The organism is Natronoflexus pectinivorans, from assembly GCF_004345615.1.
GTDB lineage: Bacteria > Bacteroidota > Bacteroidia > Bacteroidales > Marinilabiliaceae > Natronoflexus > Natronoflexus pectinivorans.
Genome location: NZ_SLWK01000009.1, coordinates 145,732 through 168,101 on the forward strand (window position 1 = coordinate 145,732; position 22,370 = coordinate 168,101).

The 22,370-nt window shown below is 40.2% G+C and carries 17 protein-coding genes; 5 read left to right on the top strand and 12 right to left on the bottom strand.

From position 1 onward, the window contains the following. Positions 1–30 precede the first annotated feature (30 nt). Positions 31–2,094 carry an acetate--CoA ligase family protein gene (locus EV194_RS12205; protein ID WP_132434320.1) on the bottom strand — a complete coding sequence of 688 codons (2,064 nt, stop codon included), beginning with the start codon at positions 2,092–2,094 and terminating at the stop codon, positions 31–33. Positions 2,095–2,445: 351 nt separating this feature from the next. Here EV194_RS12205 and hydE point away from each other — a divergent pair, with 351 nt between their 5' ends. The 3 genes from hydE to pgl all read left to right on the top strand — a co-directional run bounded on the left by hydE (position 2,446) and on the right by pgl (position 5,996). Beyond that, positions 2,446–3,549, top strand: a complete 1,104-nt coding sequence (hydE, locus tag EV194_RS12210) for a [FeFe] hydrogenase H-cluster radical SAM maturase HydE (RefSeq protein ID WP_243699406.1) — start codon at positions 2,446–2,448, stop codon at positions 3,547–3,549. Between the two features lie 121 nt (positions 3,550–3,670). Then, on the top strand, positions 3,671–5,197 hold the full coding sequence (gene zwf, locus EV194_RS12215) for a glucose-6-phosphate dehydrogenase (RefSeq protein WP_132434321.1): 1,527 nt from the start codon (positions 3,671–3,673) through the stop codon (positions 5,195–5,197). Positions 5,198–5,282: 85 nt separating this feature from the next. Continuing rightward, entirely contained in the window at positions 5,283–5,996 is a 714-nt protein-coding gene (gene pgl / locus EV194_RS12220; RefSeq protein WP_132434322.1) for a 6-phosphogluconolactonase, read from the top strand. Between the two features lie 148 nt (positions 5,997–6,144). Here pgl and hydG read toward each other — a convergent pair whose 3' ends face one another. Beyond that, the gene (gene hydG, locus EV194_RS12225; protein ID WP_132434323.1) at positions 6,145–7,572 is read right to left on the bottom strand and encodes a [FeFe] hydrogenase H-cluster radical SAM maturase HydG; all 1,428 of its coding nucleotides are present in this window, start codon (positions 7,570–7,572) and stop codon (positions 6,145–6,147) included. A gap of 198 nt (positions 7,573–7,770) precedes the next feature. On the opposite strand from hydG, the gene EV194_RS12230 reads away from it, so the two are divergent. Next, positions 7,771–10,026 carry a sensor histidine kinase gene (locus tag EV194_RS12230; protein ID WP_132434324.1) on the top strand — a complete coding sequence of 752 codons (2,256 nt, stop codon included), beginning with the start codon at positions 7,771–7,773 and terminating at the stop codon, positions 10,024–10,026. A gap of 2 nt (positions 10,027–10,028) precedes the next feature. Here EV194_RS12230 and EV194_RS12235 read toward each other — a convergent pair whose 3' ends face one another. The 10 genes from EV194_RS12235 to surE all read right to left on the bottom strand — a co-directional run bounded on the left by EV194_RS12235 (position 10,029) and on the right by surE (position 21,444). Further along, positions 10,029–10,535 carry a SixA phosphatase family protein gene (locus EV194_RS12235; protein ID WP_132434325.1) on the bottom strand — a complete coding sequence of 169 codons (507 nt, stop codon included), beginning with the start codon at positions 10,533–10,535 and terminating at the stop codon, positions 10,029–10,031. Positions 10,536–10,580: 45 nt separating this feature from the next. After that, the gene (gene ppk1, locus EV194_RS12240; RefSeq protein ID WP_132434326.1) at positions 10,581–12,680 is read right to left on the bottom strand and encodes a polyphosphate kinase 1; all 2,100 of its coding nucleotides are present in this window, start codon (positions 12,678–12,680) and stop codon (positions 10,581–10,583) included. Positions 12,681–12,792: 112 nt separating this feature from the next. Then, complete coding sequence (locus EV194_RS12245) at positions 12,793–13,293, bottom strand: metallophosphoesterase family protein (protein WP_132434327.1); 501 nt, start codon at positions 13,291–13,293, stop codon at positions 12,793–12,795. A 6-nt stretch (positions 13,294–13,299) separates the two neighbouring features. After that, complete coding sequence (gene mnmA, locus EV194_RS12250) at positions 13,300–14,505, bottom strand: tRNA 2-thiouridine(34) synthase MnmA (protein WP_132434328.1); 1,206 nt, start codon at positions 14,503–14,505, stop codon at positions 13,300–13,302. A gap of 133 nt (positions 14,506–14,638) precedes the next feature. Then, the gene (gene dnaN, locus EV194_RS12255; protein WP_132434329.1) at positions 14,639–15,766 is read right to left on the bottom strand and encodes a DNA polymerase III subunit beta; all 1,128 of its coding nucleotides are present in this window, start codon (positions 15,764–15,766) and stop codon (positions 14,639–14,641) included. A 421-nt stretch (positions 15,767–16,187) separates the two neighbouring features. Continuing rightward, positions 16,188–17,906, bottom strand: coding sequence for a gliding motility-associated ABC transporter substrate-binding protein GldG (gene gldG / locus EV194_RS12260; RefSeq protein ID WP_243699407.1), 1,719 nt, complete (start codon positions 17,904–17,906; stop codon positions 16,188–16,190). 18 nt (positions 17,907–17,924) lie between these two features. Continuing rightward, on the bottom strand, positions 17,925–18,656 hold the full coding sequence (gldF, locus tag EV194_RS17125; RefSeq protein WP_243699408.1) for a gliding motility-associated ABC transporter permease subunit GldF: 732 nt from the start codon (positions 18,654–18,656) through the stop codon (positions 17,925–17,927). 409 nt (positions 18,657–19,065) lie between these two features. Further along, positions 19,066–20,199 (bottom strand): lipid-A-disaccharide synthase, encoded by a 1,134-nt coding sequence (gene lpxB, locus EV194_RS12265; protein ID WP_132434330.1) that lies wholly within the window; start codon positions 20,197–20,199, stop codon positions 19,066–19,068. 13 nt (positions 20,200–20,212) lie between these two features. Next, on the bottom strand, positions 20,213–20,512 hold the full coding sequence (locus EV194_RS12270) for a hypothetical protein (RefSeq protein WP_132434331.1): 300 nt from the start codon (positions 20,510–20,512) through the stop codon (positions 20,213–20,215). Between the two features lie 125 nt (positions 20,513–20,637). After that, the gene (gene surE / locus EV194_RS12275) at positions 20,638–21,444 is read right to left on the bottom strand and encodes a 5'/3'-nucleotidase SurE (protein ID WP_132434332.1); all 807 of its coding nucleotides are present in this window, start codon (positions 21,442–21,444) and stop codon (positions 20,638–20,640) included. Between the two features lie 109 nt (positions 21,445–21,553). Between surE and EV194_RS12280 the strand changes: the two genes are divergently transcribed. Further along, positions 21,554–22,291, top strand: a complete 738-nt coding sequence (locus tag EV194_RS12280; RefSeq protein ID WP_132434333.1) for a ThuA domain-containing protein — start codon at positions 21,554–21,556, stop codon at positions 22,289–22,291. Positions 22,292–22,370 lie beyond the last annotated feature (79 nt).

Below are 22,370 nucleotides of genomic sequence, written 5' to 3' on the forward strand. Positions count from 1 at the left end.
AGATCTTAATAATATGTTTTATAACATATGTCATGTTTTTTCTATTAAAATCCTGGCATCAACCACCCTTATGTAATCTTGATTACCCAGCAGGGGATTAAGATCAATCTCTTTAATTTCAGTAGCATACCTCAACAAAGTTGACAATCTGACGATGATTTCCGAGAATAGCTCCTCATTTACCCCTTCAGTTCCCCTTGTTCCCTGAATGATGGGATAACTTTTCAGGCTTCGGATCATCGATCTTGCTTCATCAAAAGTCAAAGGTGCCAATCCATGAGAGAAATCTCCTAAAGCTTCTACAAAAATGCCGCCCAACCCGCACAAAACCACGTGTCCAAACCGGGGTTCATACTTTGCCCCAATAAACAACTCCATCCCCGATTGCATCTTCTGAACCAAAACCGCATTTACGCCCTTAATCTTTCTCATTCGGCGATACTCTGCATTTAAATGTGCTTCGGTTTTAACGTTAAGGGTTACGCCACCAACATCAGACTTATGCACCGGGCCAATGACCTTGAGTGCAACCGGATAACCTATTCTTCTGGCAATGCGCAAAGCACCCCGCCGTGTAGCAGCAACACCCTCCTCCACTATTGGAATGCCAGCAGCCTTAAGCAAACGGCCTACCACCCCGGGTTCCTGAAATCCATCCATAGCTGTTTCAACAATCCTTCGGATTTCAGGAATATCAATTCCTTCCATAAAGACATGCTCACCTGCAGGTTTTGGGGTGTTGTGAACTGAAGTCAGAGCCTTACCTAAAACCACCTCATCAGGGAAATTGATATGACCTTTTGACAGGAACTCTTCCACTTCGCTCCTGGCACTACTGATTGACGGCAATATGGGAAATACAGGCTTCCGGCAATTTTGCATCTTTTCATGAATCATGTCAAATGCATCATAAACGGTAGTCAGCCCGGTACTTCCAAAGATAATGATCATCCCGTCTACTTCATTCATCTCATTGTCACAGTAGTCGATGACTTTCCCAAGTTGCTCGGCGGTTCCAGTTGCCAGAATATCGATGGGATTGGATGCAGAAGATCCGGGATTCAACATTTTCAGAATACGATCATGATCTGCACCATCTATGGCGGGAATGTTTAAACCGCCATCAGATAAAGCATCGGTAAGCATCACACCGGGCCCGCCTGCCTGTGTGATAATAACCAGATTTTTACCTTTTAACTCGTTGTACATAAACACAGAAGCCACTGTTGTAAGTTCCTCCCTGCCAAAACATCGAACAATACCGGCTTTTCTAAACAGAGCTTCTACAGCAGAGTCGGCACTTGCCATCGCACCTGTGTGCGATGAGGTGGCACGCTGTCCGGCATCGGTCACCCCCGATTTAATGGCTGCAATCCGGCATCCCTTGTTAATAAGAGAAGTGGCGTGTTTTAATAGCTTATCTGGATTCTGTATGTTTTCTACATAAATTAGTTTGATCTTTGAACTTGTTGATGCATCAAAGGATTCATCCCAGTATTCGAGCACCTCTTCGATGCCGGTCTGAGCGCTGTTACCTACTGTAATAATGGATGAAAACGTTAGTCCCTTGGGAAGTGCCGATTCAAGAATAAAAACAGCTGTAGCACCGGAGCCGGAAACAAAATCGCACCCGGCCGGATTTAGTCGTGGTACAGGAGAAGTAAAAACCCCGTTATAAACGGGGGTGATGACACCAATGCAGTTGGGTCCAATAAGAGTTCCTCCAACAGAATTAACAGCATCGCGCAATTCTTTTTCCAGAAGTGCACCCTCTTCACCCTCTTCGCTAAAACCAGCTGATATAACAATAAAAGCACGCGTGTTTTTTAATTCCGCCAGCTCTCTTACAACAGCAGGACACTGATTGGCAGTTATGGCAAGAATGGCAAGATCTACATTACAGGGTAGTTCTTTTGCACTGGAAAAAGAAGAGACACCCTGCACCAAATCACGACCGGGATTAATTACAAACAAATTCCCGGTGTAACCTCCATCCACAATATTCTTTACAATTTTACCTCCCGGCTTAGATATGTTTTCAGAACCACCAACAACAACAATCCCCGAAGGCGAAAATAATTCTTTATTTATCATATTTCCTATTTTTCGATTTTGGATGGAAAAATGTAATCACACACACTTAACCTGTATTATTCACAAATTATCTATTACGATGATCAACTACCTGCTAAATACTGACGTCCTCAATAAAATTGACTTGAAAATAATCAATTATTACCTTCATCAATTTTCTTTGCGGTTGTCCGTATTTATTGGTATTTAATCATCTCATAACGACAATTCATGAATAAAACAGGTTAAAACAGTTCCATCAAAACAAATTTACGCTAAAATAATGAACTGTTGATTTGAGTTTTATCATGATCCTTTACCTGAACCCTGTTATACCCACTTATTTTTTTATATTTTTACAAAAAAAAGAGCGTGACAACCAACATAAACCAAATTGATTTTAAAAAGAGTCTGTCAGGTGAAGAGATAGCCTTTTTAATAGGTTGCTCCGGAGACAACAGCAAAGCTTTACGTGAAATGGCCGGACAAAAAACCATTGAAATAAGAGGCTCTAAAGTTTGGTTTAGAGGTCTGATTGAGTTATCGAACATATGTATAAAAGATTGTTTTTACTGTGGAATCAGGAAAAGCAACACAAAAGTACCCCGATACAATCTGGATGATGAGGCCATCATTCAGGCAGCCAGATATGCTTTCGAAAACCGGTATGGATCTGTGGTGTTGCAATCAGGCGAACGATTTGACGACGAATTTATTGATCGCATCGACAAACTGATAAAAAGAATAAAGGAGATTTCGGACAACAAGATTGGAATCACACTTAGTTTGGGAGAACAGACCAAAGAGACCTATCAAAAGTGGTTCAACAGCGGAGCACATCGCTACTTATTACGCGTAGAAACTACCAGCAAGGACCTTTACCAAAAGCTACATCCTGAAAACGAGTTGCACAGTTTTGAACGCAGATTGGAAGCCCTTAAAGCCCTTCAAGAAGTTGGATATCAAACCGGTTCAGGAGTCATGGTTGGACTTCCCGGTCAAACCATCAGCGATTTGGCAAATGATCTCCTGTTTTTAAAAGAATTTGACATAGACATGGTTGGCATGGGACCATACATTGAACACGAGGATACACCATTGGCCAAATCACATCAGTCGCCTTACACACAGGAAGAGAGACTGAAAATGACGCTGAACATGATAGCCACGCTTCGGTTAATGATGCCCGATATAAACATTGCAGCGTCTACAGCCTTGCAGGCCATTGATCCCATGGGAAGAGAAAAAGCCATAAAATGTGGAGCCAACATCATCATGCCCAATATAACGCCTGCCGCAGAACGCAAAAACTATCAACTGTATAACAATAAACCTTGTATTGATGAATCAGCCGACGACTGCCTCTCTTGTCTCCAAATGCGCATAGCCTTTACAGGAAGAGAAACAGGACTGGGAGAGTGGGGTGATTCACTACACTTTTTCAAGAAACAGAAAAATGAACAATTGAAGCGTTAGCGCCGTTAATATTATTCTTAACCCGAACAACCTAATGAAGAAAAATATTATATTAATCATTTAAAAACAATATTCACTGAATGGTTTATTCAAAAACCATAAGATTAATGTAAAGTAAAACATGAGACAACCTGAAAAACATATTTTAGTAATTTTTGGAGCCTCCGGCGACTTGACATACCGCAAACTGGTTCCTTCTGTTTTTGATCTTTTTACACAAAAACTATTGCCCGAAAACTTTGGAATTTTGGGTTTGGGAAGAACCGAACTCAGCGATGATCAGTTTAGGGAAAAGATGAAAGAAGGAATTGAAAAATTCGCAGGAACCATCAACACAAAACAAGATATGGTAGAAGAGTTTCTTTCGAAACTCTTCTATTACGCCTTTAACACTAAAGAAGAGAAAGAATACCCTGATTTTAAAAAACATCTGGAATCACTTAACAACAAACTAAAAACCGAGAACAACTACATATTCTATCTGGCCACGCCTCCAAGCATGTATCCATTGGTTCCAAAGTTTTTAGCCAACAACCAATTAAACGATGAATCCAATGGTTTTAAAAGATTGATAGTTGAGAAACCATTTGGCTATGATCTGGAAAGTGCCAGAAGCCTGAATCATGATCTTCAGAACCAGTTCAGAGAAGAACAAATTTACAGGATAGACCACTATCTTGGAAAAGAGACTGTACAAAACCTTTTGGTTACCCGGTTTTCCAACGGAATTTTTGAACCACTCTGGAATCGTAATTTCATTGATCATGTTGAAATTACCTCTGCCGAAGACATTGGCGTAGGCGATAGAGGGGGATACTACGAAGATTCGGGTGCTTTGCGCGACATGGTACAAAACCACCTGATGTTGCTGGCTTCGCTGGTGGCTATGGAGCCACCGGCTTTGATTAAAGATGAGAGCATCCGTAATGAAATTGTAAAGGTGATGCAATCTCTTCGACCCATTCCGGAGGAGAAAGTTCCGGAGTTCGTGATACGCGGTCAGTATATTGGCTCTGAAATCAGAGGGAAAAAACAAAAAGGATATCGCGAAGAAAAAGGTGTAAACCCGAAGTCGAGAACAGAGACATTCGTGGCCATGAAATTCTTTATAGACAACTGGCGATGGGCCGGTGTTCCGTTTTACATTCGAACAGGAAAGAGTTTACCTACTCGTGTAACTGAAATTGTCATTCATTTCCGCCCTACTCCCCATCACCTGTTTCATGGGGATAAAGATATTATGAAACAGAAAAACCAGCTGGTCATCAGAATTCAACCGGATGAAGGAATTTTACTGAAGTTTGGAATGAAACTTCCCGGTGCAGGATTTAATGTGCAGGATGTAAACATGGATTTTCATTACTCCGAGTTGAACGACACATATTTACCAAGCGCTTACGAAAGGCTTTTGCTTGACTGCATGCTGGGTGATGCCACGCTTTATTCGAGAGCCGATGCCGTAGAGGCTGCATGGGAATTTGTTGATCCGATATTAAAAGCCTGGAAAAATCAACCTTGTATCAAAGTTCATGGTTATCCTGCAGGCACATGGGGTCCCGATGTGTCAGACCAATTGATTGAAGGAGAACAAACCTGGAGATATCCATGTAAGAATCTGGTTGGCGATGGAGAATACTGCGAGTTATAAGGAAAGAAAATAACTCAAAGTTCCATGAGGCCAATAAATTAAATTCGTTATACGAATGAAATGTCAGCATAAATTTAAAACTACAATGACACCAAAAATTGAAATATATCCCGGCAAAAAAGCCATGGCCAGAGAGTTCGGGAAACGACTGGAGCAACTAACAAAAGAATCGGAAAACATCACCATTGCTCTTTCCGGAGGTAGCACACCAAAAGCTATTTTCGAAATCCTGGTACTGGAATTCAAAGACCTTATTAACTGGAAAAACATCAAATTCTTCTGGGGTGACGAACGGTGTGTGGAACCTATTGATCCGGAAAGTAATTATGGAATGACACACGACCTGTTATTGAGCAGAGTCCCCGTTAACAAATCCAAAGTATTCAGAGTTGCAGGTGAGATAAATCCAAGCGATGCTGCTCTCCAATATGAAGAAACCATAAAAAATGAAGTGCCATTTGTTAACGGTCTGCCCCAGTTCGACCTGATGATTTTGGGTTTAGGAGATGATGGTCATACCGCTTCAATTTTCCCTCATCAAATTGAATTTTGGGAATCAGAAAACATCTGTGAAGTTGCCACACATCCAGACTCCGGACAAAACAGAGTGACCCTAACCGGTAATGTTATAAACAATTCAAAACAGATTCTTTTCTGGATTACAGGCGATAAAAAAGCTGAAAAAGTAGATGAAATCATCAATAAAAAAGACAACTACAAGCAATACCCGGCATCATTGGTAAAGCCTGAAAACGCCATCTGGATGATGGACGAAAAAGCAGCAAGAAAGATTGGTTAATTTTCGACTGACCACAGGTCAGAGGGTTGGATAGTTTTGGGTTGAGGGTTTAGTTTTAGGGTTTTCAGTTTTTAGTTTATGGTTTGGAAAACCATCAAACTACAAACTATCAACTCAAAACCTAACCTCAAACTTCGAACCTTAAACCTTAAAAAGACAGATCTCTCTGGCCTTTTTTTATCAAATCCAGGCGTTCAATCAGCTTTTCTTTAAAAGCATCATCCGGATAATGCTCCAGGTTATCGAGAATCAGCCGATAGCCTTTTGTTTTGATCTCATCCGAAGCGTAATCTTCAAGATATTCAGCCAGAGTAAGCATGGCATTGGGTTGACAGAACCTCTTGATAAAACCCGGCACTGAAAACTCCATAAAATGCTCACCTGTTCTGTTTAATCTATAACATGCAGTACAAAAAGAAGGGATATACTCCTTTTCAATCAATTCAGTCATTACCTCCTGTAATGAGCGGTTATCGTTAATCTCGAACTGTTCAGCATTTAGGTTTTGCTCTGGTTTTCGATTGGAGTAACCTTTCATTTCAATATTGGTTCCTCCATCAATTTGAGATACACCAAACTGCAAAACTTCATCACGCACATGCGAAGGTTCTCTGGCTGTAAGTATTAAGCCGGTATATGGAACGGCCAACCTCAATATAGCTACAAGTTTAGTAAAATCGGCATCGCTCACGGCATACTTCTGGTCAATGGCATATCCCGAGGCCTTTTTTATACGGGGAAAAGAGATGGTATGTGGGCCAACATTATAGACAGCCTCAAAATGATTGACATGCCTGACTAGACCTAAAATCTCAAAACGCCAGTCGTATAATCCGAGTAAAGTTCCAATTCCCACATCATCTATTCCGGCTTCCTGTGCTCTGTCAAGAGCTGTCAAACGCCAGTCATAATCACGCTTTTTCCCTCCTTGATGAACTTCCAGATAAGTTTCTGGGTGGTAAGTTTCCTGAAAAACCTGATAAGTTCCAATTCCGGCCTCCTTGATAGTCATAAAGCCCTCAACATCAAACGGCGCAGCGTTGATGTTGACCCGTCGAATTTCACCGAATCCCTTTTTCACTCCATAAACAGTACAAACCGACTCTGCAATAAATTTCGCACTATATTCAGGATGTTCGCCAAAAACAAGAATGAGACGCTTATGTCCGGCATCTTCAAGGGTCTCCACCTCTTTAACTATCTCCTCTTTATTTAGAGTTACTCTCAGCTGATCTTTATTGGATGTTCTGAATCCGCAATATGCGCAATTATTGGTACAATAATTCCCGATGTATAGTGGAGCAAACAACACAATTCGTCGGCCATACACCTGTTCTTTCAGTTTCCGTGCACCATCTTTTATGGCTTCAATGAGTGCCGGATCGGTGGTATTAACCAACACAGCCGTCTCTTCCAGTGTGAGGCGATTTTTGTTCAAAGCTCGATCAATCACTTCCAACACCCTTTCAGTTGATGGATTTTTGAACCCATTAATATAATCCCATATTTCATTGGGATCAATAAAAGGCGCCATGGCTTTGTCCTCAATCTTGTATTTTTGTGGCTGGTATATCATTATTTCCTCTTGAAATCATTCAGAAAATGCAGCTCTCCTGAAACAGTAAAATTAACACTCCTTTTGCATTCATCCATATAGAATAGAGAAAATAATTAAAAAACAATATTGATTAAACTAAACTTATATCAGATTACCCTCGCAACCTTTTTAATTTTGAAAATTTCCTATAACTTGTGTGTAAATTATCACGACTTTATGATACAAAGAATTCATCTGTTAACCATGATGTTATTCCTGTTTGCGGAAATAACAGGTAATGAGCGACATGATAAGTTAACTGATGTAATCATCATCAACTCTTACCATACCACATTTAAGTGGACACAGGATCTAACCAATGCCATAATCAAAGAACTTCCGGAAAAAGATAATTACAGGCTCTTTGTTGAATATATGGATACCAAGAAATTCCACACGCAACCTCAACTGGAAGCCTTCAAAGATTACATGTTTGAAAAATATAAGGGGATAGATGTACAGGGTATTATTTGCAGCGATAATCATGCCATGGAATTCATTCTAAAATATGGAGATGAGTTGTTTGGCAAGGTGCCGGTGGTATTTTGCGGTGTAAATAACATCAGGGACTTCAACATTGACACCACCCGTTACCGGGGTGTTGCAGAAGACATTGACATCAGAACAACACTAAGGATAATAGAAACAGTTCAACCCAATTTGGAAGAATTAATTGTTATATCAGACTCAACTTTATCAGGATTACTTTTTAGTGACCAATTCAAATCCGCATTAGAGCCCGATTTCTTACACTTGAACTATGAAATCATTTATGCCACAACCCCCCTTCAATTGAAGAACCAACTCTCAGCCTTCCCAGAAGAAAACCGAGCCATTTATCTGTTGAGCCTATATCTGGACAGAGATGGTTCTTCCCGGGATATCATCCTAGAAGCCGATTTTATCAGGGAGTCTCTCGATGTTCCTGTATATGGAAACTGGGACTTTCTGTTTGGAAATTTTATTGTTGGGGGTTCTGTTATAAACGGAACTGATCAGGGGATTGAAGCCGGAAAAGCCATGCGTAAGATACTGACCGGCAAAGCCGATCAGGTTCCATTTCTTAAAGAGACGCCTCAACATATCATATTTGATTATATTCAACTCAAAAGATATGATCTCATTATTCCCCAAAAATCAAACATCAGTTTTATTAATCGACCTGAAAACCTATTTCGAAAACATCAAAGAACCATTATTATTGGTGGTTCAATATTGATTTTTCTGGTAACTGCCATACTTATCTTACTACATATACTCAATCAGAAAAGAATCATTGAAAAAAGACTACGCAAAAGTGAGAATCGTCTGGAACTAGCTCTGGAAGGATCTTATACCGGATTATGGGACATCGATTTTGAAAACAAAACCATTTATCTAAATAAACGATTATCTCGTTTTCTGGGATATGTTGATAAAATTGAAACAGACTTTAATATCAAAATGGTAAGAAATCTGTTTCATCCTGAGGATATTGACCAGATTAGAGAAGCATTTATCATGCATGTTAATGGAACCAACAGGGGGTTTCACGGTGAGTTCAGGCTTAAAACAGATGACGGAGAATATGGATGGCATAGCGTACATGGAAGGGTTACTGAGTTTAATGACGCTAACAGGCCGGTAAGGATGGTTGGGATACTTACCGATATTAACTTTCAAAAAGAGTTTGAGAATGAACTACATAAAGCACGTAACCGGGCGCTTGAAAGCGACCGGTTAAAATCTGCATTCCTTGCCAATATGTCTCATGAAATTCGCACACCAATGAATGCCATCATTGGTTTTTCGGACATCATCCTTAAAGAAAAAATGAGCAGCAAGGAGGCTGAGAAATACCTGAAAATGATATTAAAAAGCGGAGAAAGTTTGTTAAACCTAATCAACGACATCATTGATATCAGTAAAATTGAGTCGGGACAAATTCAGATTAAACCAGAAACATTCGATCTGCACACGCTGTTGCAAAATATTGAAATGGTGGCAAAAACATTGATTACCAGCAAGAAAAAGAACATTGCATTTGTGGTGAAAAAAGGAAACACAAAAAAGAATTTCTTCATTGAATCAGATCCACACCGAATTGAACAAGTCATATATAACCTGATCAATAACGCGATAAAATTTACTAACTCCGGATCAATTGAACTTGCCTATTTTATTAATAACGACCGTCAAATTGAGTTTTCGGTGACGGATACTGGAGTTGGAATTGCTTTAGAAGACCAGTCTGTGATATTTGAACGATTCCGCCAAGCTGAAAATGGTGATCACCATACAGCCGGCACCGGATTGGGACTGGCCATTTCCAAAAGTCTGGTTGAATTAATAGGCGGTGAGATATTTGTTGAATCTGAGCCTAAAAAAGGCTCTTGTTTCCGGTTTGTTATTCCATGTCGGGTAAAATCACAGCTATCAGGAATCCATTTCTGAAATCACTTTTGAACTTTCAACACCTTAGGATAGATAAAATATTCTTTTCGTCCTTTTCCTACTTCCATATCGCTCCATTTAGTTATTGGGAAGGAAATAACAGTACTTGCCGTGGTAGGAAAATGGAACATATCCTGTCCGCTCAGCCTGATGCTTAGCATAGCAATGTCCGGATTATGCCCAACCACCAGAGCAGTTTTGGCCTCGCCACACAATTGCGAAATACCATTCAACATTCCGGCTGTGGTATCACCATCGTAAATAAAAGATGCTTGTTGAATGGTCATAATGTCCAAATCAAAAACTCTGGAGAAAATCTCAGCAGTTTGAAGAGCCCGTGTTGCCGGGCTAGAAATAATCACATCGGGGTGATAACCTTTTTCCTTAAGATTTCTTGCCACCAAAGTGGCATCTTTATGTCCACGCTTTTTCAGCTTTCTATTAAAATCTGATCCTGCATCACTATATGCCTCTGTTTTGGCATGTCTTACTAATATCAATCGTTTCATAATCTTAATTTTATAAAAACTTAAGTAGTCTCACAAACCTGATTTCTAGACTTCAAATAAATCGCCATTGTAATCCGGTTCTTTGGCAGCCAACATATTAAAAGTACTCCATTGAGATCTGATTCGCTCATAGCCATCGTATTCAACCTTTATATTATTAAGTTGATGGTCAATATATCTGGCTTTCACATTATCTCTAAGTTGAAGATTTAAAATATCAAGCAGCTCTTCTAGGATTTCCTCGTCATCTACAGGAAATGCAATTTCGATTCGCCGGTTAATGTTGCGGTTCATCCAGTCGGCAGAAGTCATGTATACCTTTTTATTACCGCTGTTTCCAAATACCCAAATACGTGCATGTTCCAGGTAACTGTCAACAATTCTGCGGATGCGAATATTTCTGCTGAATGGCTGGTCGGGAACTACGCTGCATATTCCGCGTATGATGAGATCAATTTTCACACCAGCCTCACTGGCTTCGTACAATTTATTAATGAAAGTTTTGTTTTGAATGCCATTCATCTTTAAAAGAATGTATCCCTCACCTTCGTTTTGAGCCAGTTCGATCTCACGATCGATATAGCGCATTAAATCCTGCTTAAAATTAAATTGAGTAACTAGGATTTTATTAAAAACCGGAACTTCACTTTGGTCTTCCAGGTAGTTAAAAAGCCTCTCTAGATCGTAAATATAATCGTCCTTGCAGGTAAAGAAACCATGATCTGCGTATAGTCGAGCCGTTTTTTCATTGAAATTCCCTGTGCTTAAATAAGCATAAGATCTCTTTCGGACACCTCCTGCACGGCGAATGACAAGCGCCATCTTTGCATGAACCTTTAAACCAGGCAGGCTATATATGATTCGAACACCTGCTTTCTCCATCAAACGTGCCATTTGAAGGTTATTCTCCTCATCAAATCTGGCTTTTACTTCAACAAAAACGGTGACCCGCTTTCCATTTCTGGCAGCATTTATCAGGGCATTTACAACGGCCGAATTTGAGGCCACCCTGTATTGAGTAACCTTAATCTCCTCCACTTTTGGATCAAGAGAAGCTTCATTTAAGAATTTCAACACAAAATCAAATGACTGATAAGGATAATGGAGCACCCGATCCTTGATTTTGATGGCTGAAAACATAGAACCATACTTCCGTAATGCTGCCGGTTGGATGGGCGATGGATGATTCATTTGCAGACGTGGCGAAAACGGGTTTGGGAAAGAGAAAAAATCCTGAAAACTTAAGTAACGCTCACCTGCCAGCATATCTTCTTTATAAAGGCCAAAAGTCTCTTTCAAAACCTGAAGAAATTCCGAAGGAATTGCGCGATCATAAGTAAACAAAGTAGGTTCTCCAACTTTGCGAAGTCCGATATTACGCCTAATCTTTTCCACAAGATTTCCGCTGAATTCATCCTGAATTCCCAAATCAGCATCTCTCAAAAGTTTAATACAGTAACTTGAATCAACATCATAGCCGGGAAAAAGTTCCTGCAAATTGAATCTTACCATGTCATCTAAAAAAAGGAAGTGATATTGTCCTCCAAAATCCGGTAATCTTATGAAGCGCGGTAAGTCATTAGTAGGCAGTTTAACAATGGCGTAACGGGGTCGCCGCTTTTTAAGCCGTTCGGGGTCATCGGTATTCTTTTTCCTGAAAAGCTTGATGGCCAGATACAACCTGTTATCCCTTAAGAACGAGCGTGTACCGCGAGTTAAAAGTACCGGTTGCAGATAGGGTATAACTTCCTGGTAGAAATAATTCCGGATAAAAGTCTGATGCTCTTTGGCAGGAGGCTCAAACCCCTGATACAACATAAGCCCTTCTTCATATAATCCGGCCAGAATCTCATTATGAAAAATCCGGCTAAAATCAATCAATTGTCTGTCAACAATGGTGTTGATTTGCTTGAGTACCTTGACGGGCGATGCTCCCTGAATTTCATCGACTTCCTCAGGATCAAAATTGTATTTATATTCTGCGACTCGTACCTTATAAAATTCATCCAGGTTGGATGAATAGATAGCCAGGAATTTCAAACGCTCAAAAAGCGGCAGACTCTTATCATCGGCCTCCTCAAGCACCCGATAATTGAATGATAGCCAACTAATATCACGATTGAAATATTTTGGAATATTTACCATATAAAACCCAATTACTCGCGATCAATTACTCACTCGTATGTTGCTCTCTAAAAATATTAAAAAAAACAATACCATTGAAGAAAAGACCGGAAGACTTTTACTTATCTGCAAGTTAAACGCGAGTCGGTGAAAGTTCTATAACTTCCATGTCTCTGATGTTTCCTTCATCCAAAACAAACCTGATGGCTGTTCGTACTAAGTGAAAACCATATTTACCGGCAGCTCCGGGATTTACATGTAACAAATTTAATGATGAATCGTTCATCACTTTTAGAATATGGCTGTGACCGCAAACAAAGAGTTTCGGCGGATTTGAGTAGATGAGTCTTTTTAATTTTGGAGAATATTTTCCGGGATACCCACCTATATGAGTCATCATTACATCTATCCCTTCAACGGTAAACCGTTGAAGTTCTGGAATTCTTTGTCGCAATTCCGCTCCATCAATATTCCCATATACAGCCCTTACGGTTTTAAAGGATTCCAGTTGATCCAAAACTTCTTCACAGCCAATATCACCGGCGTGCCAAATCTCATCAACATCTTTAAAAAGTTCGAACAATCGCGGATCCAACCAACTGTGTGTATCAGATATTAAACCGATTCGTTTCATACAGCGCTACCCGATTACACCTGAACCAATTAATTCGTCATCGCGATACCATGCGGCAAACTGTCCGGCTGTGACCCCTCTTTGAGGCTCATCAAAAACAATAAACATGCCATTGGTTCGCTGAATTATTACAGCGTCCTGCAACGGCTGTCGGTATCTGATGCGCACTTTTAACCGCAGCGACTCACCTATTTCAAGTACCAAATCAGGCCTGATCCAATGAACCTCAGAAGGTTGAATCTGAATAACTGAACGAAATAACCCGGGATGCTCCTGCCCCATTCCAACATAAACCTGGTTAAATTCCACATTAATTCCAATTACAAATAGGGGCTCCGGGAAACCGCCTATGTTGAGCCCCTTCCTTTGTCCGATGGTATAAAAATGAGCTCCGTTATGGTCGCCAACTCTGCTTCCAAATCTTGGATGAAATGGAAATGGTTTTGACAGTTCCGCCAGTTCGCCGTCTGCTGAATTTTCATCTGCCCTGCTCCAATCTCTCTGAAACAGTTCACTATTTGGTTCAACCAAAAACACTTTCCCCTTTTTTGCTTCAAGCTTTTGTTGCAAAAAGACAGGTAGGTCAACTTTCCCTACGAAACAAATTCCCTGTGAATCCTTTTTATGAGCAGTTACCAATTTAAGTTCATTGGCTATTCTTCTTACTTCCGGTTTTTGCAAATCACCAATTGGGAAAAGCGCTTTTTCCAATTGCTTTTGTGACAATTGGCACAAAAAATAACTCTGATCCTTATTCTGATCGGCACCAGCAAGAAGTTTGTAAACCGGTTGTCCATTAATTATTTCAGTTTCTTTGCGACAATAATGTCCCGTGGCCACATAATCGGCACCAAGGCGCATGGCTTCATCCATGAACACGTCAAACTTAATTTCCCGATTACAAAGCACATCAGGATTTGGAGTACGCCCTTTTTCATATTCGGCGAACATATAATCGACAACTCTTTTCCGGTAATGATCGCTTAAATCAACGAAATGGAAAGGAATATTCAGTTTACGCGCAACGGATTCCGCATCAAATTTATCATCAAGCCATGGGCAATCAGCCTTTAACACACCGGTGGTATCGTGCCAGTTTTTCATAAACAACCCAATAACATCGTATCCTTGCTCTTTCAGAACATATGCTGCAATGCTAGAATCCACGCCTCCCGACAAACCAATAACTACCTTCTCTTTTTTAACTGACATGCTTACTAAAATTTTGAATAGGCAAAGATAGAGTTTTTAACCTGATTAATGAATACAGATTTCAAGATACACAAAAGGCTGTCCAAACATAGTTTGGACAGCCTTCGTAAAATATTAAAACGTCTGATAAGATTTATGCGTTAATCATCATCGGCATGATCAGCATCAATTCATCTTCATCATCACTTTTCTCGTAAGGTAATACAATAGCGGCTCTTGAAGGATCTGATAACTCAATGATGATATCACCGGAATTGATATTCTCAAGAATATCACTTAAAAACACCGATTTGAATCCGATTTCCATTTCATCACCGTCATACTGACAATTAAGCTTTTCAAAACCTGAAATTGAGAAATCAATATCCTGTCCGGAAACCACCAGTTCATCTTTACCAAGATGCAGTTTCACTAAATTAGATGCCTGATTGGAAAAAATAGAAACCCTGCCCAACGAGTTAGCCAAATCAACTCTGTCAACCACCGCTTTATTGGGATTGTCCTGTGGAATCACGGCATTGTAGCTGGGATAATTCCCTTCAACAAGCCTGCAAACCAATTTATAGTTTGGCAGGTTAAAAAATGCATTTTTGTGGTCAAATTCAATCATGACATCACCACTTTCACGAGGCAACACATTTTTCAAAAGGCCTGCAGGTTTTTTCGGAAGAATAAATGATGCTTCAAACTCACTCTTGGCATCCAATCTTCTGTAGCGAACCAGCTTGTGCGAATCGGAAGCCACAAAAGTAAGGCTCTCAGAAGACAATTCGAATAAAATACCGTTCATTACAGGTCTCAGTTCGTCGTCGGCTGTAGCAAACAGGGTTTTGGTAATACCTGTTAGCAACATAGAAGCAGGAATCTGCAATTTACTAGCCTTTTCCTCATCAATTTCAGGAATAACAGGATAATCATCACCAGCTTGCGCCACAAAATTGTACTTTCCTTTTTCCGAAACCATATCAACCATGAGCGAATCCATAGCTAACTCAAAAGTTAGAGGCTGCTCCGGAAGCTTCTTAAGAACCTCTAATAGCATTTTAGAAGGCAACGCAACTTTTCCATCGCCTTCGGTGCTTTCAGTTTCCATGGTGGTAGTCATGGTCACCTCCAAATCGGAAGCTGTGATATTCAGGGTAGTTCCATTTAAATCGAACAGGAAACAATCAAGCACCGGTAACTGACTTTTTGTAGAAATTGCCCGGCTTATGGCCGTCAGGTGCGACAGCAATTCGGAGCTGGATACGACAAATTTCATAGTTATTTTGTTTTGTTTTAATGCATTAAGGACTATTTATTCTTCTCAAATATATGAAATATCAATTAATTTTTGGCTGAATTCCTCTTCTGTTTTTAATACAATAGATCTTTAGACTTTTCCCAAGACATTCGGGATTAGATATAAGATATAAGCAAGATACTTATTATCAGATAATTGCATTTTATGTTTGCAGGTCTGCATGTGCCTGATAATTAGGCAAATAAAAAAGATTAACGAACTCTTATAATAAATGTAACCTAAAAAATCATTGTGCTACCTGTTTCCCAAGTGTCGTGGAAAGATCAATGACAAAAAAACGTCCGAAGATACAAAAATTTAAAACAGATCATTCTTGTCTCTATAATTTGTTTTTCAACGGTCACAATGAACTCGTCCCGAAGCCTCGGGACGAGTTTAATCATTTTGATGAAGAATGATCAACATCTTTTTGCTTTCCAAAGGTTAACTTTCGCCATACTGGAAGCGTCACCCCAATCAACAACAGAAAAAGAAGCGGCACCAAAACATTAATGGTTTGCCAAAACTTAATTTGTGAGGATAATTTTTCCCTGTCAAGCAAACGTAGTTCATAGTTTCTGGTCCTAAGTTCCATCCACCCTTCATCGTCAACCAGATAATTAATGGCATTAAGAATAAATTGCTTGTTTCCAAAAGTCTGGTTGCCCATTTCATCAAACCCTAAGGGCATCGGTCTTGGCGATGCTCCGTGGCGGTTTCTCACTTCATTTTTGATGATATCGCCATCTGCTACTACGATCATACGGGTTGGTTCACTCTGATGTCTCACTTCTGAAGATTCCATATCTATTTCGGGGGGAATCATTCTATTGGCAAATACCGATGGAAATGAGCCTTCCATTGCAACTGCGACAGGCACATATGAACTTCTGAAGTCCTCTCTTTCCGGTCGTTCGTTTACCATGGCAAGAGAAATGTAAACCGGAACCGGCAATCGGCGGGTAAACCGGCTGGTATGCAACAAAACTTCACGCGATATGCCCTCAGGGATTCCAACGGTATCAATGCTGCTGACAAATTCGCCTCGCACTGCATTCAGGTTGCGTGTAACCGGGTGTTCCATATTTACATTCAGAAGCGGGTTAAAAAGCCATGGAACAGGAACGAATCTGGGTTGCTGACCGTCTGGAGCCGTATTAATAGGAATCATTGCTGCCTGAATATCCTGTAACAACTCATGGTTGATTCGAACTCCATATCTGAAAAGCTGGTCGGAAAGATTAACATCCGTTGCCAATCCAACTGTTTGCGTGGCACGGCGTAAACTATCCAGGGTAACATTTACTGCATCCACCATCCAAAGAACCTTGCCTCCCCGCATGATGTACTGATCGATAATAAACTTATCTCTTTCAGAAAAACGCTCCTGTGGTTTGGCAATGATGATGGCTTCGTAATTATCCAAAACCCATGGATCGCCTGTCAAAACGCCCCTGTCCACCTGGTAGTAGTGCGACAAAGCTTCGGTTATATCATACACATCCCATTCATCCAGTTCTCCATGTCCTTCGAGAAACGCCACAGCCGGCACCTCATCTGTCACAAGGCGACGCATTGCGTCAGTAATTTTATACTCCAGCGATTCCATTGATATATTCAGGTTTTCAGCACCCGATTTTCCCGGTAGATTTTCCAGCAAATTAACAGGCAGCTCATACCCATCTATATGAAAAATTGCGTAAGGATAAACATTGGTTTGCGTCCTCCGGCCATCAGCTTCGGCCTCATAAACAGGAACGGGAGAAAGTCCCCACTCCCGAAGTTCTTCACGAATGTTTGCATCGGCAGCCGGTTCCACAAATTCATATTGTATGGCACCTCTTGATACCAAACGGAACTCTTCGAGTGTTTCACGAGTGGTGCGTGCCAACCTCTGAAAACCTACATTCAAATCACCATGCAGATAAACTCTAACCAACACCTGATGATCGAGATTACGTAAGTAATCTCTGGTGACAGGAGCCAATGTATATCGCTTTTCTGCGGTTAAATCAATTCGAAAAAACCAGTTGGAAGAGATCAGGTTTACAACTATGATTATAGCAAAAACCAAAGCCAGCTGAATTAAATCTTTTTTACGGGGGTTGAATTTACTCATCTCCTACATTTTAAAAATTTACCACTTACGGCTTCCCAAAACGGTTTTTGTTAACACTAAAAAGAAAGTTATAATACCGGCAAAATATACCAAATCTCGCGAATCAACAACCCCGCGACTGATTGATTGATAATGCTCATCAATTCCTAACTGAACCAAAAAACCACCAATGGGACGAAAAAACGGTAAAACTGCCATGGACTGAATACCACTATAGAAGAAAAAACAGATGACCACGGCTATGACAAAGGATACAATCTGATTTTCTGTAAGAGCCGAAGCAAATAACCCAATAGATGCATAGACGGCGGCAAGAAGCACCAGCCCGATATATGACCCCCAAATGGCTCCGTGGTCAATGTGCCCCACCGGCTGAGCGAGGTAATGAACGGAGATAAAATAGACCAAAGTGGGTATCAGAGATATGACCACCAGAGTCACCCCGGCCAGATATTTACCCAACACAATGTGCCAATCGGTTAAAGGATTGGTCATGAGCAACTCAATGGTGCCTGATTTTTTCTCATCGGCCAGCAACCGCATAGTGACTGCCGGAACAAGAAACAGATACAACCAGGGTGCAATCCAGAACAGAGAATCCAGGGTAGCATAACCTCCGAAGGGAATATTCAGGTTTCCGGGAATGACCCACAAAAACAGTGCTGTCATTAACAGGAATACGCCTGCTACCAAATAGCCCGTAAGTGAGCTGAAAAACGACATGACTTCTTTTTTCCAAAGTGCCAGCATAAAAAATATTAGATTGTTAGATGTTAGACTACTATATATAGATAAATGTATTATTATAAAATCACTAGCAACTGTTTAAATTTAGGTTCTAAGGATTATATAGATTATAGACCTCTAGATATTAGACAGATAGAATAGTTCAGAAAGATGGTTAAACACAACTGGTTTTCTGTTTTGTCTGTCTATCAGTCTAAAAATCTTTTATCTAAAGATCTTTTAAATCAATTCGATATAAATTTAAACAGTCCCCAAGGAACACAAAACCACAATCGACTGACATTCTGCCAAATAAAACAAATGTCGACTGTTATAATAAAGGTATTTAGATAAAACACTTTACCCCTCTTTAAATTGCGCAAATTAAACAATTTTCAAAAACAACCAATTTTAACCAAAATACGGTCTTTAATTATTCACTTAAAGCATCCGCCATTAATCTTGCAGTACGTTCACTGCTGCCAGGCCCACCCATGATAAAACTAAGCTCTTCGTAACCTTTAAACACTTTGTTACGATGAGATTCATCGTAACATAACTTTTTCAATTCATCAAGCAATGCCTCGGTAGAAAAAGTACTCTGAAAGAGTTCTTTAATCACTTCCCGCTGCATGATTAGATTCACCAAAGAGATGTATGGAACTTTTATAATCACACGTTTCGACATAAAATCAGTAAAAGCTCCGCCCCACATTTTATAACATACCACTTGCGGACAATTGAGCAAAGCTGCTTCGAGCGTTGCGGTGCCGGAGGTCACCATGGCGGCATGTGCATGCTGCAACAAACTGTATGTTTCATCAAACAAAACCCTGGCCTCCTTCACATTTTGAAGATATGGCTCGTAATGACTCATAGTGAATGATGGTGCACCGGCTATAACAAACTGAAAATCGGGAAAATGAGGCATCATTTTCACCATTTCAGGCAGCAGACGGTGAACTTCTTCTTTGCGGCTGCCGGCAAGCATGGCGATGATGGGTTTATTAGTCAACCCGTTACGGTGGCGAAACTCTTCGCCCGTCTCGATTTTATGTTTGCGCTGATCGATGGAATCCAATAAAGGATTCCCTGAATATATGGCATTTATGCCATATTTGGCAAAAAAATCGCTTTCAAAAGGTAAAATAGAGTAAACTCTATCAACATATTTCCTGATTTTCTTTACACGACTCCTGTTCCACGCCCAAACCTTTGGTGCAATGTAGTAAAACACCTTAAACCCGCTTCTTTTAATAAATTTGGCCATTCGCAGGTTGAAACCAGGATAATCAACCAAAATTACAACGTCGGGTTGATAGTTAAGAATGTCCTTTTCGCATTTTCTAAAATTCCTGAATATATTGAACAGATTCTTTACCACTTCAAAAACACCCATGTAGGCGGTATCTCTGTAATGAGCCACCAATTGTCCGCCTTCGGCAGCCATTAAATCGCCTCCCCAATACCGAAAATGCGCCATATTATCGTTTTTTTTAATCTGGCGCATCAGGTTTGATGCATGTAAATCGCCGGATGCTTCGCCGGCTATTATATAGTACTTCACCTAAACAACTATTTTACTGAGCCATAAAAATAATCAAAGCCACAACACCGTATATCATGGTAGCCGTTAAAACTCCCCTTGCACTTTTCATCCACTCCATTTTCAACCCGATAAAAAAGAACAGCAAATTGGGAATTACACTTAAACTCAACAACTTTCCCAAACTGTCCCATTCATTGAGTTTCGAAAGGAATTCAATATAGGTTCCCGCACCGGTATACCTGAATTGATAAATGAGCCAGGAGGCTATCAAAGGGACTATGAATCCAATAATTAAACCTGTAATTTGATTGTTTTTCCAATTCTTATTCATCTGTTAATAATTTGCTTTTCAATAATCACATGGAACTCGCCATAATAGCCATTGGCTAGGCCGATCTTCGATTCTCCTGTGTGAGAATTGGTTCTCATGATTCGTTTCATCTGTGGAATTTATTATCAAACAATCTGATGAGAAGCAACCCTGTCGAGACCCGCACTTTTCAAATGCTCCAACGATGGTTGGTGTGTGGAATCAATGGTACAAGGTACCACCGATACGTAACCGTTATTAAGCGCCCATTCATCGGTATCGGTAGATTCGGGTTCATTATTCCGGAAATGTCCGGTCAGCCAATAATAGGTTCGCCCCCTGGGATCGATTCGTTTATCGAACTCTTCAACCCAAACACCTTTGGCCTGGCGACAAACTTTAATACCATTTATACTTTTTCCTTTGGGGACGTTAACATTATAGCAAATACCCTGTTCCATGCCATTGCTAAGCACAAAACTGAAGATTTCACGACAATAGTGGATGGCATTTGAAAAATCGGCTTCAGGATGATGATCTAGCAGAGAAAATCCTATGGCAGGTATTCCGTGTAAAGCACCCTCTCTGGCTCCTCCAATGGTGCCTGAATAATGCATGCTCACGGAACTGTTGGTTCCGTGATTAATCCCCGATACAACAAAATCCGGCTTTTTCTCCAAAAGAGAATTCATCGCTAGTTTTATACAATCGGCGGGAGTTCCGTTTGTTTTGTATATCTCCAGTCCGGGTTCATCTGTTACTTTTGTTAGATATAAAGGATATTTCACTGTAATGGCGTGTGACATACCAGACATAGGCTGATCAGATGCCACAACCAAAAGATCTCCAAACGGCCGAACCACCTCAATTAAAGCCTTTAATCCACGCGCTTCCACCCCGTCATCATTGGTCACTAATATCAAAGGCCTGTGGTTGGTGCTATTTTTTTCCATGTTTGCTTGTTTAAGAAATCAAAGATAGCATTAAAGGAAGAAACAACAATGACTATTTATTGATCTCTATTTGAAAAATCAATAAATTGCGGATAAAACATTCAGAACAATGCAACCATTTAAAATCCTTATGTTTCTGATTTTGTTGGGTACTTTGAATTCATGTCACCATAATATTGCCAACAACGATCCTAAAGTACTCGTAATCACATCAAACCCTGAGAGGTTTGATGGCAGCGCCTTTTTTGATATGATTTTCTCAATCACAGGTTATTCAATAGATACCATCAGCCAGCCAAGAGCCAATCAGGCTCTTTTATCCGATTCCATCCAAAAGTATCAGGCCATTTTGTTTTATGATATGTGGCAAGATATCACTGATGAACAAAAGGAGGCATTTATTAAGCTGACAGAAAAAGGTACAGGAATGGTGTTCCTGCACCATTCCCTTGTTAGCTATCAGGAATGGGATATTTTCCCCCGAATCATCGGGGGAAAATACTTCCACGACAGATTTACCTATCCCGCTGAGCGTTACTCAACTTACAAACACAACATCGAACTCAAAATTGAAATAATAGATGAAAATCATCCGGTAACCTACGGAATGAATCATTTCACAATTATGGAAGAAGGTTACGACAATATCTTCATTTTTAATGACGTAGTCCCTATTCTGCAAACAGACCACCCTCACTCCGTTTCGACCATAGGATGGATCAACCGCTTCAACCAATCTACCAATGTATATATCATGCCCGGACATGGTCCGGATCTGTTTCATCACCCCCAATACCGAAAATTAATTGCCAATGCGCTCGGGTACGTTTCAAAACAAACGGAATAATTTTTCGCTCCATAAAAGTAAAATGCTATTTTTGTGAATTCTTAAAGAATTCACAAAAAATTGCAATTATTTAATTAAC

Coding starts and splice junctions, on each gene's coding strand:
- EV194_RS12205 (WP_132434320.1), bottom strand. CDS start 2,094: ATGATAAATAAAGAATTATTTTCGCCTTCGGGGATTGTTGTTGTTGGT.
- zwf (WP_132434321.1), top strand. CDS start 3,671: ATGAGACAACCTGAAAAACATATTTTAGTAATTTTTGGAGCCTCCGGC.
- pgl (WP_132434322.1), top strand. CDS start 5,283: ATGACACCAAAAATTGAAATATATCCCGGCAAAAAAGCCATGGCCAGA.
- hydG (WP_132434323.1), bottom strand. CDS start 7,572: ATGATATACCAGCCACAAAAATACAAGATTGAGGACAAAGCCATGGCG.
- EV194_RS12230 (WP_132434324.1), top strand. CDS start 7,771: ATGATACAAAGAATTCATCTGTTAACCATGATGTTATTCCTGTTTGCG.
- EV194_RS12235 (WP_132434325.1), bottom strand. CDS start 10,535: ATGAAACGATTGATATTAGTAAGACATGCCAAAACAGAGGCATATAGT.
- ppk1 (WP_132434326.1), bottom strand. CDS start 12,680: ATGGTAAATATTCCAAAATATTTCAATCGTGATATTAGTTGGCTATCA.
- EV194_RS12245 (WP_132434327.1), bottom strand. CDS start 13,293: ATGAAACGAATCGGTTTAATATCTGATACACACAGTTGGTTGGATCCG.
- mnmA (WP_132434328.1), bottom strand. CDS start 14,505: ATGTCAGTTAAAAAAGAGAAGGTAGTTATTGGTTTGTCGGGAGGCGTG.
- dnaN (WP_132434329.1), bottom strand. CDS start 15,766: ATGAAATTTGTCGTATCCAGCTCCGAATTGCTGTCGCACCTGACGGCC.
- gldG (WP_243699407.1), bottom strand. CDS start 17,906: ATGAGTAAATTCAACCCCCGTAAAAAAGATTTAATTCAGCTGGCTTTG.
- gldF (WP_243699408.1), bottom strand. CDS start 18,656: ATGCTGGCACTTTGGAAAAAAGAAGTCATGTCGTTTTTCAGCTCACTT.
- EV194_RS12270 (WP_132434331.1), bottom strand. CDS start 20,512: ATGAATAAGAATTGGAAAAACAATCAAATTACAGGTTTAATTATTGGA.
- surE (WP_132434332.1), bottom strand. CDS start 21,444: ATGGAAAAAAATAGCACCAACCACAGGCCTTTGATATTAGTGACCAAT.
- EV194_RS12280 (WP_132434333.1), top strand. CDS start 21,554: ATGCAACCATTTAAAATCCTTATGTTTCTGATTTTGTTGGGTACTTTG.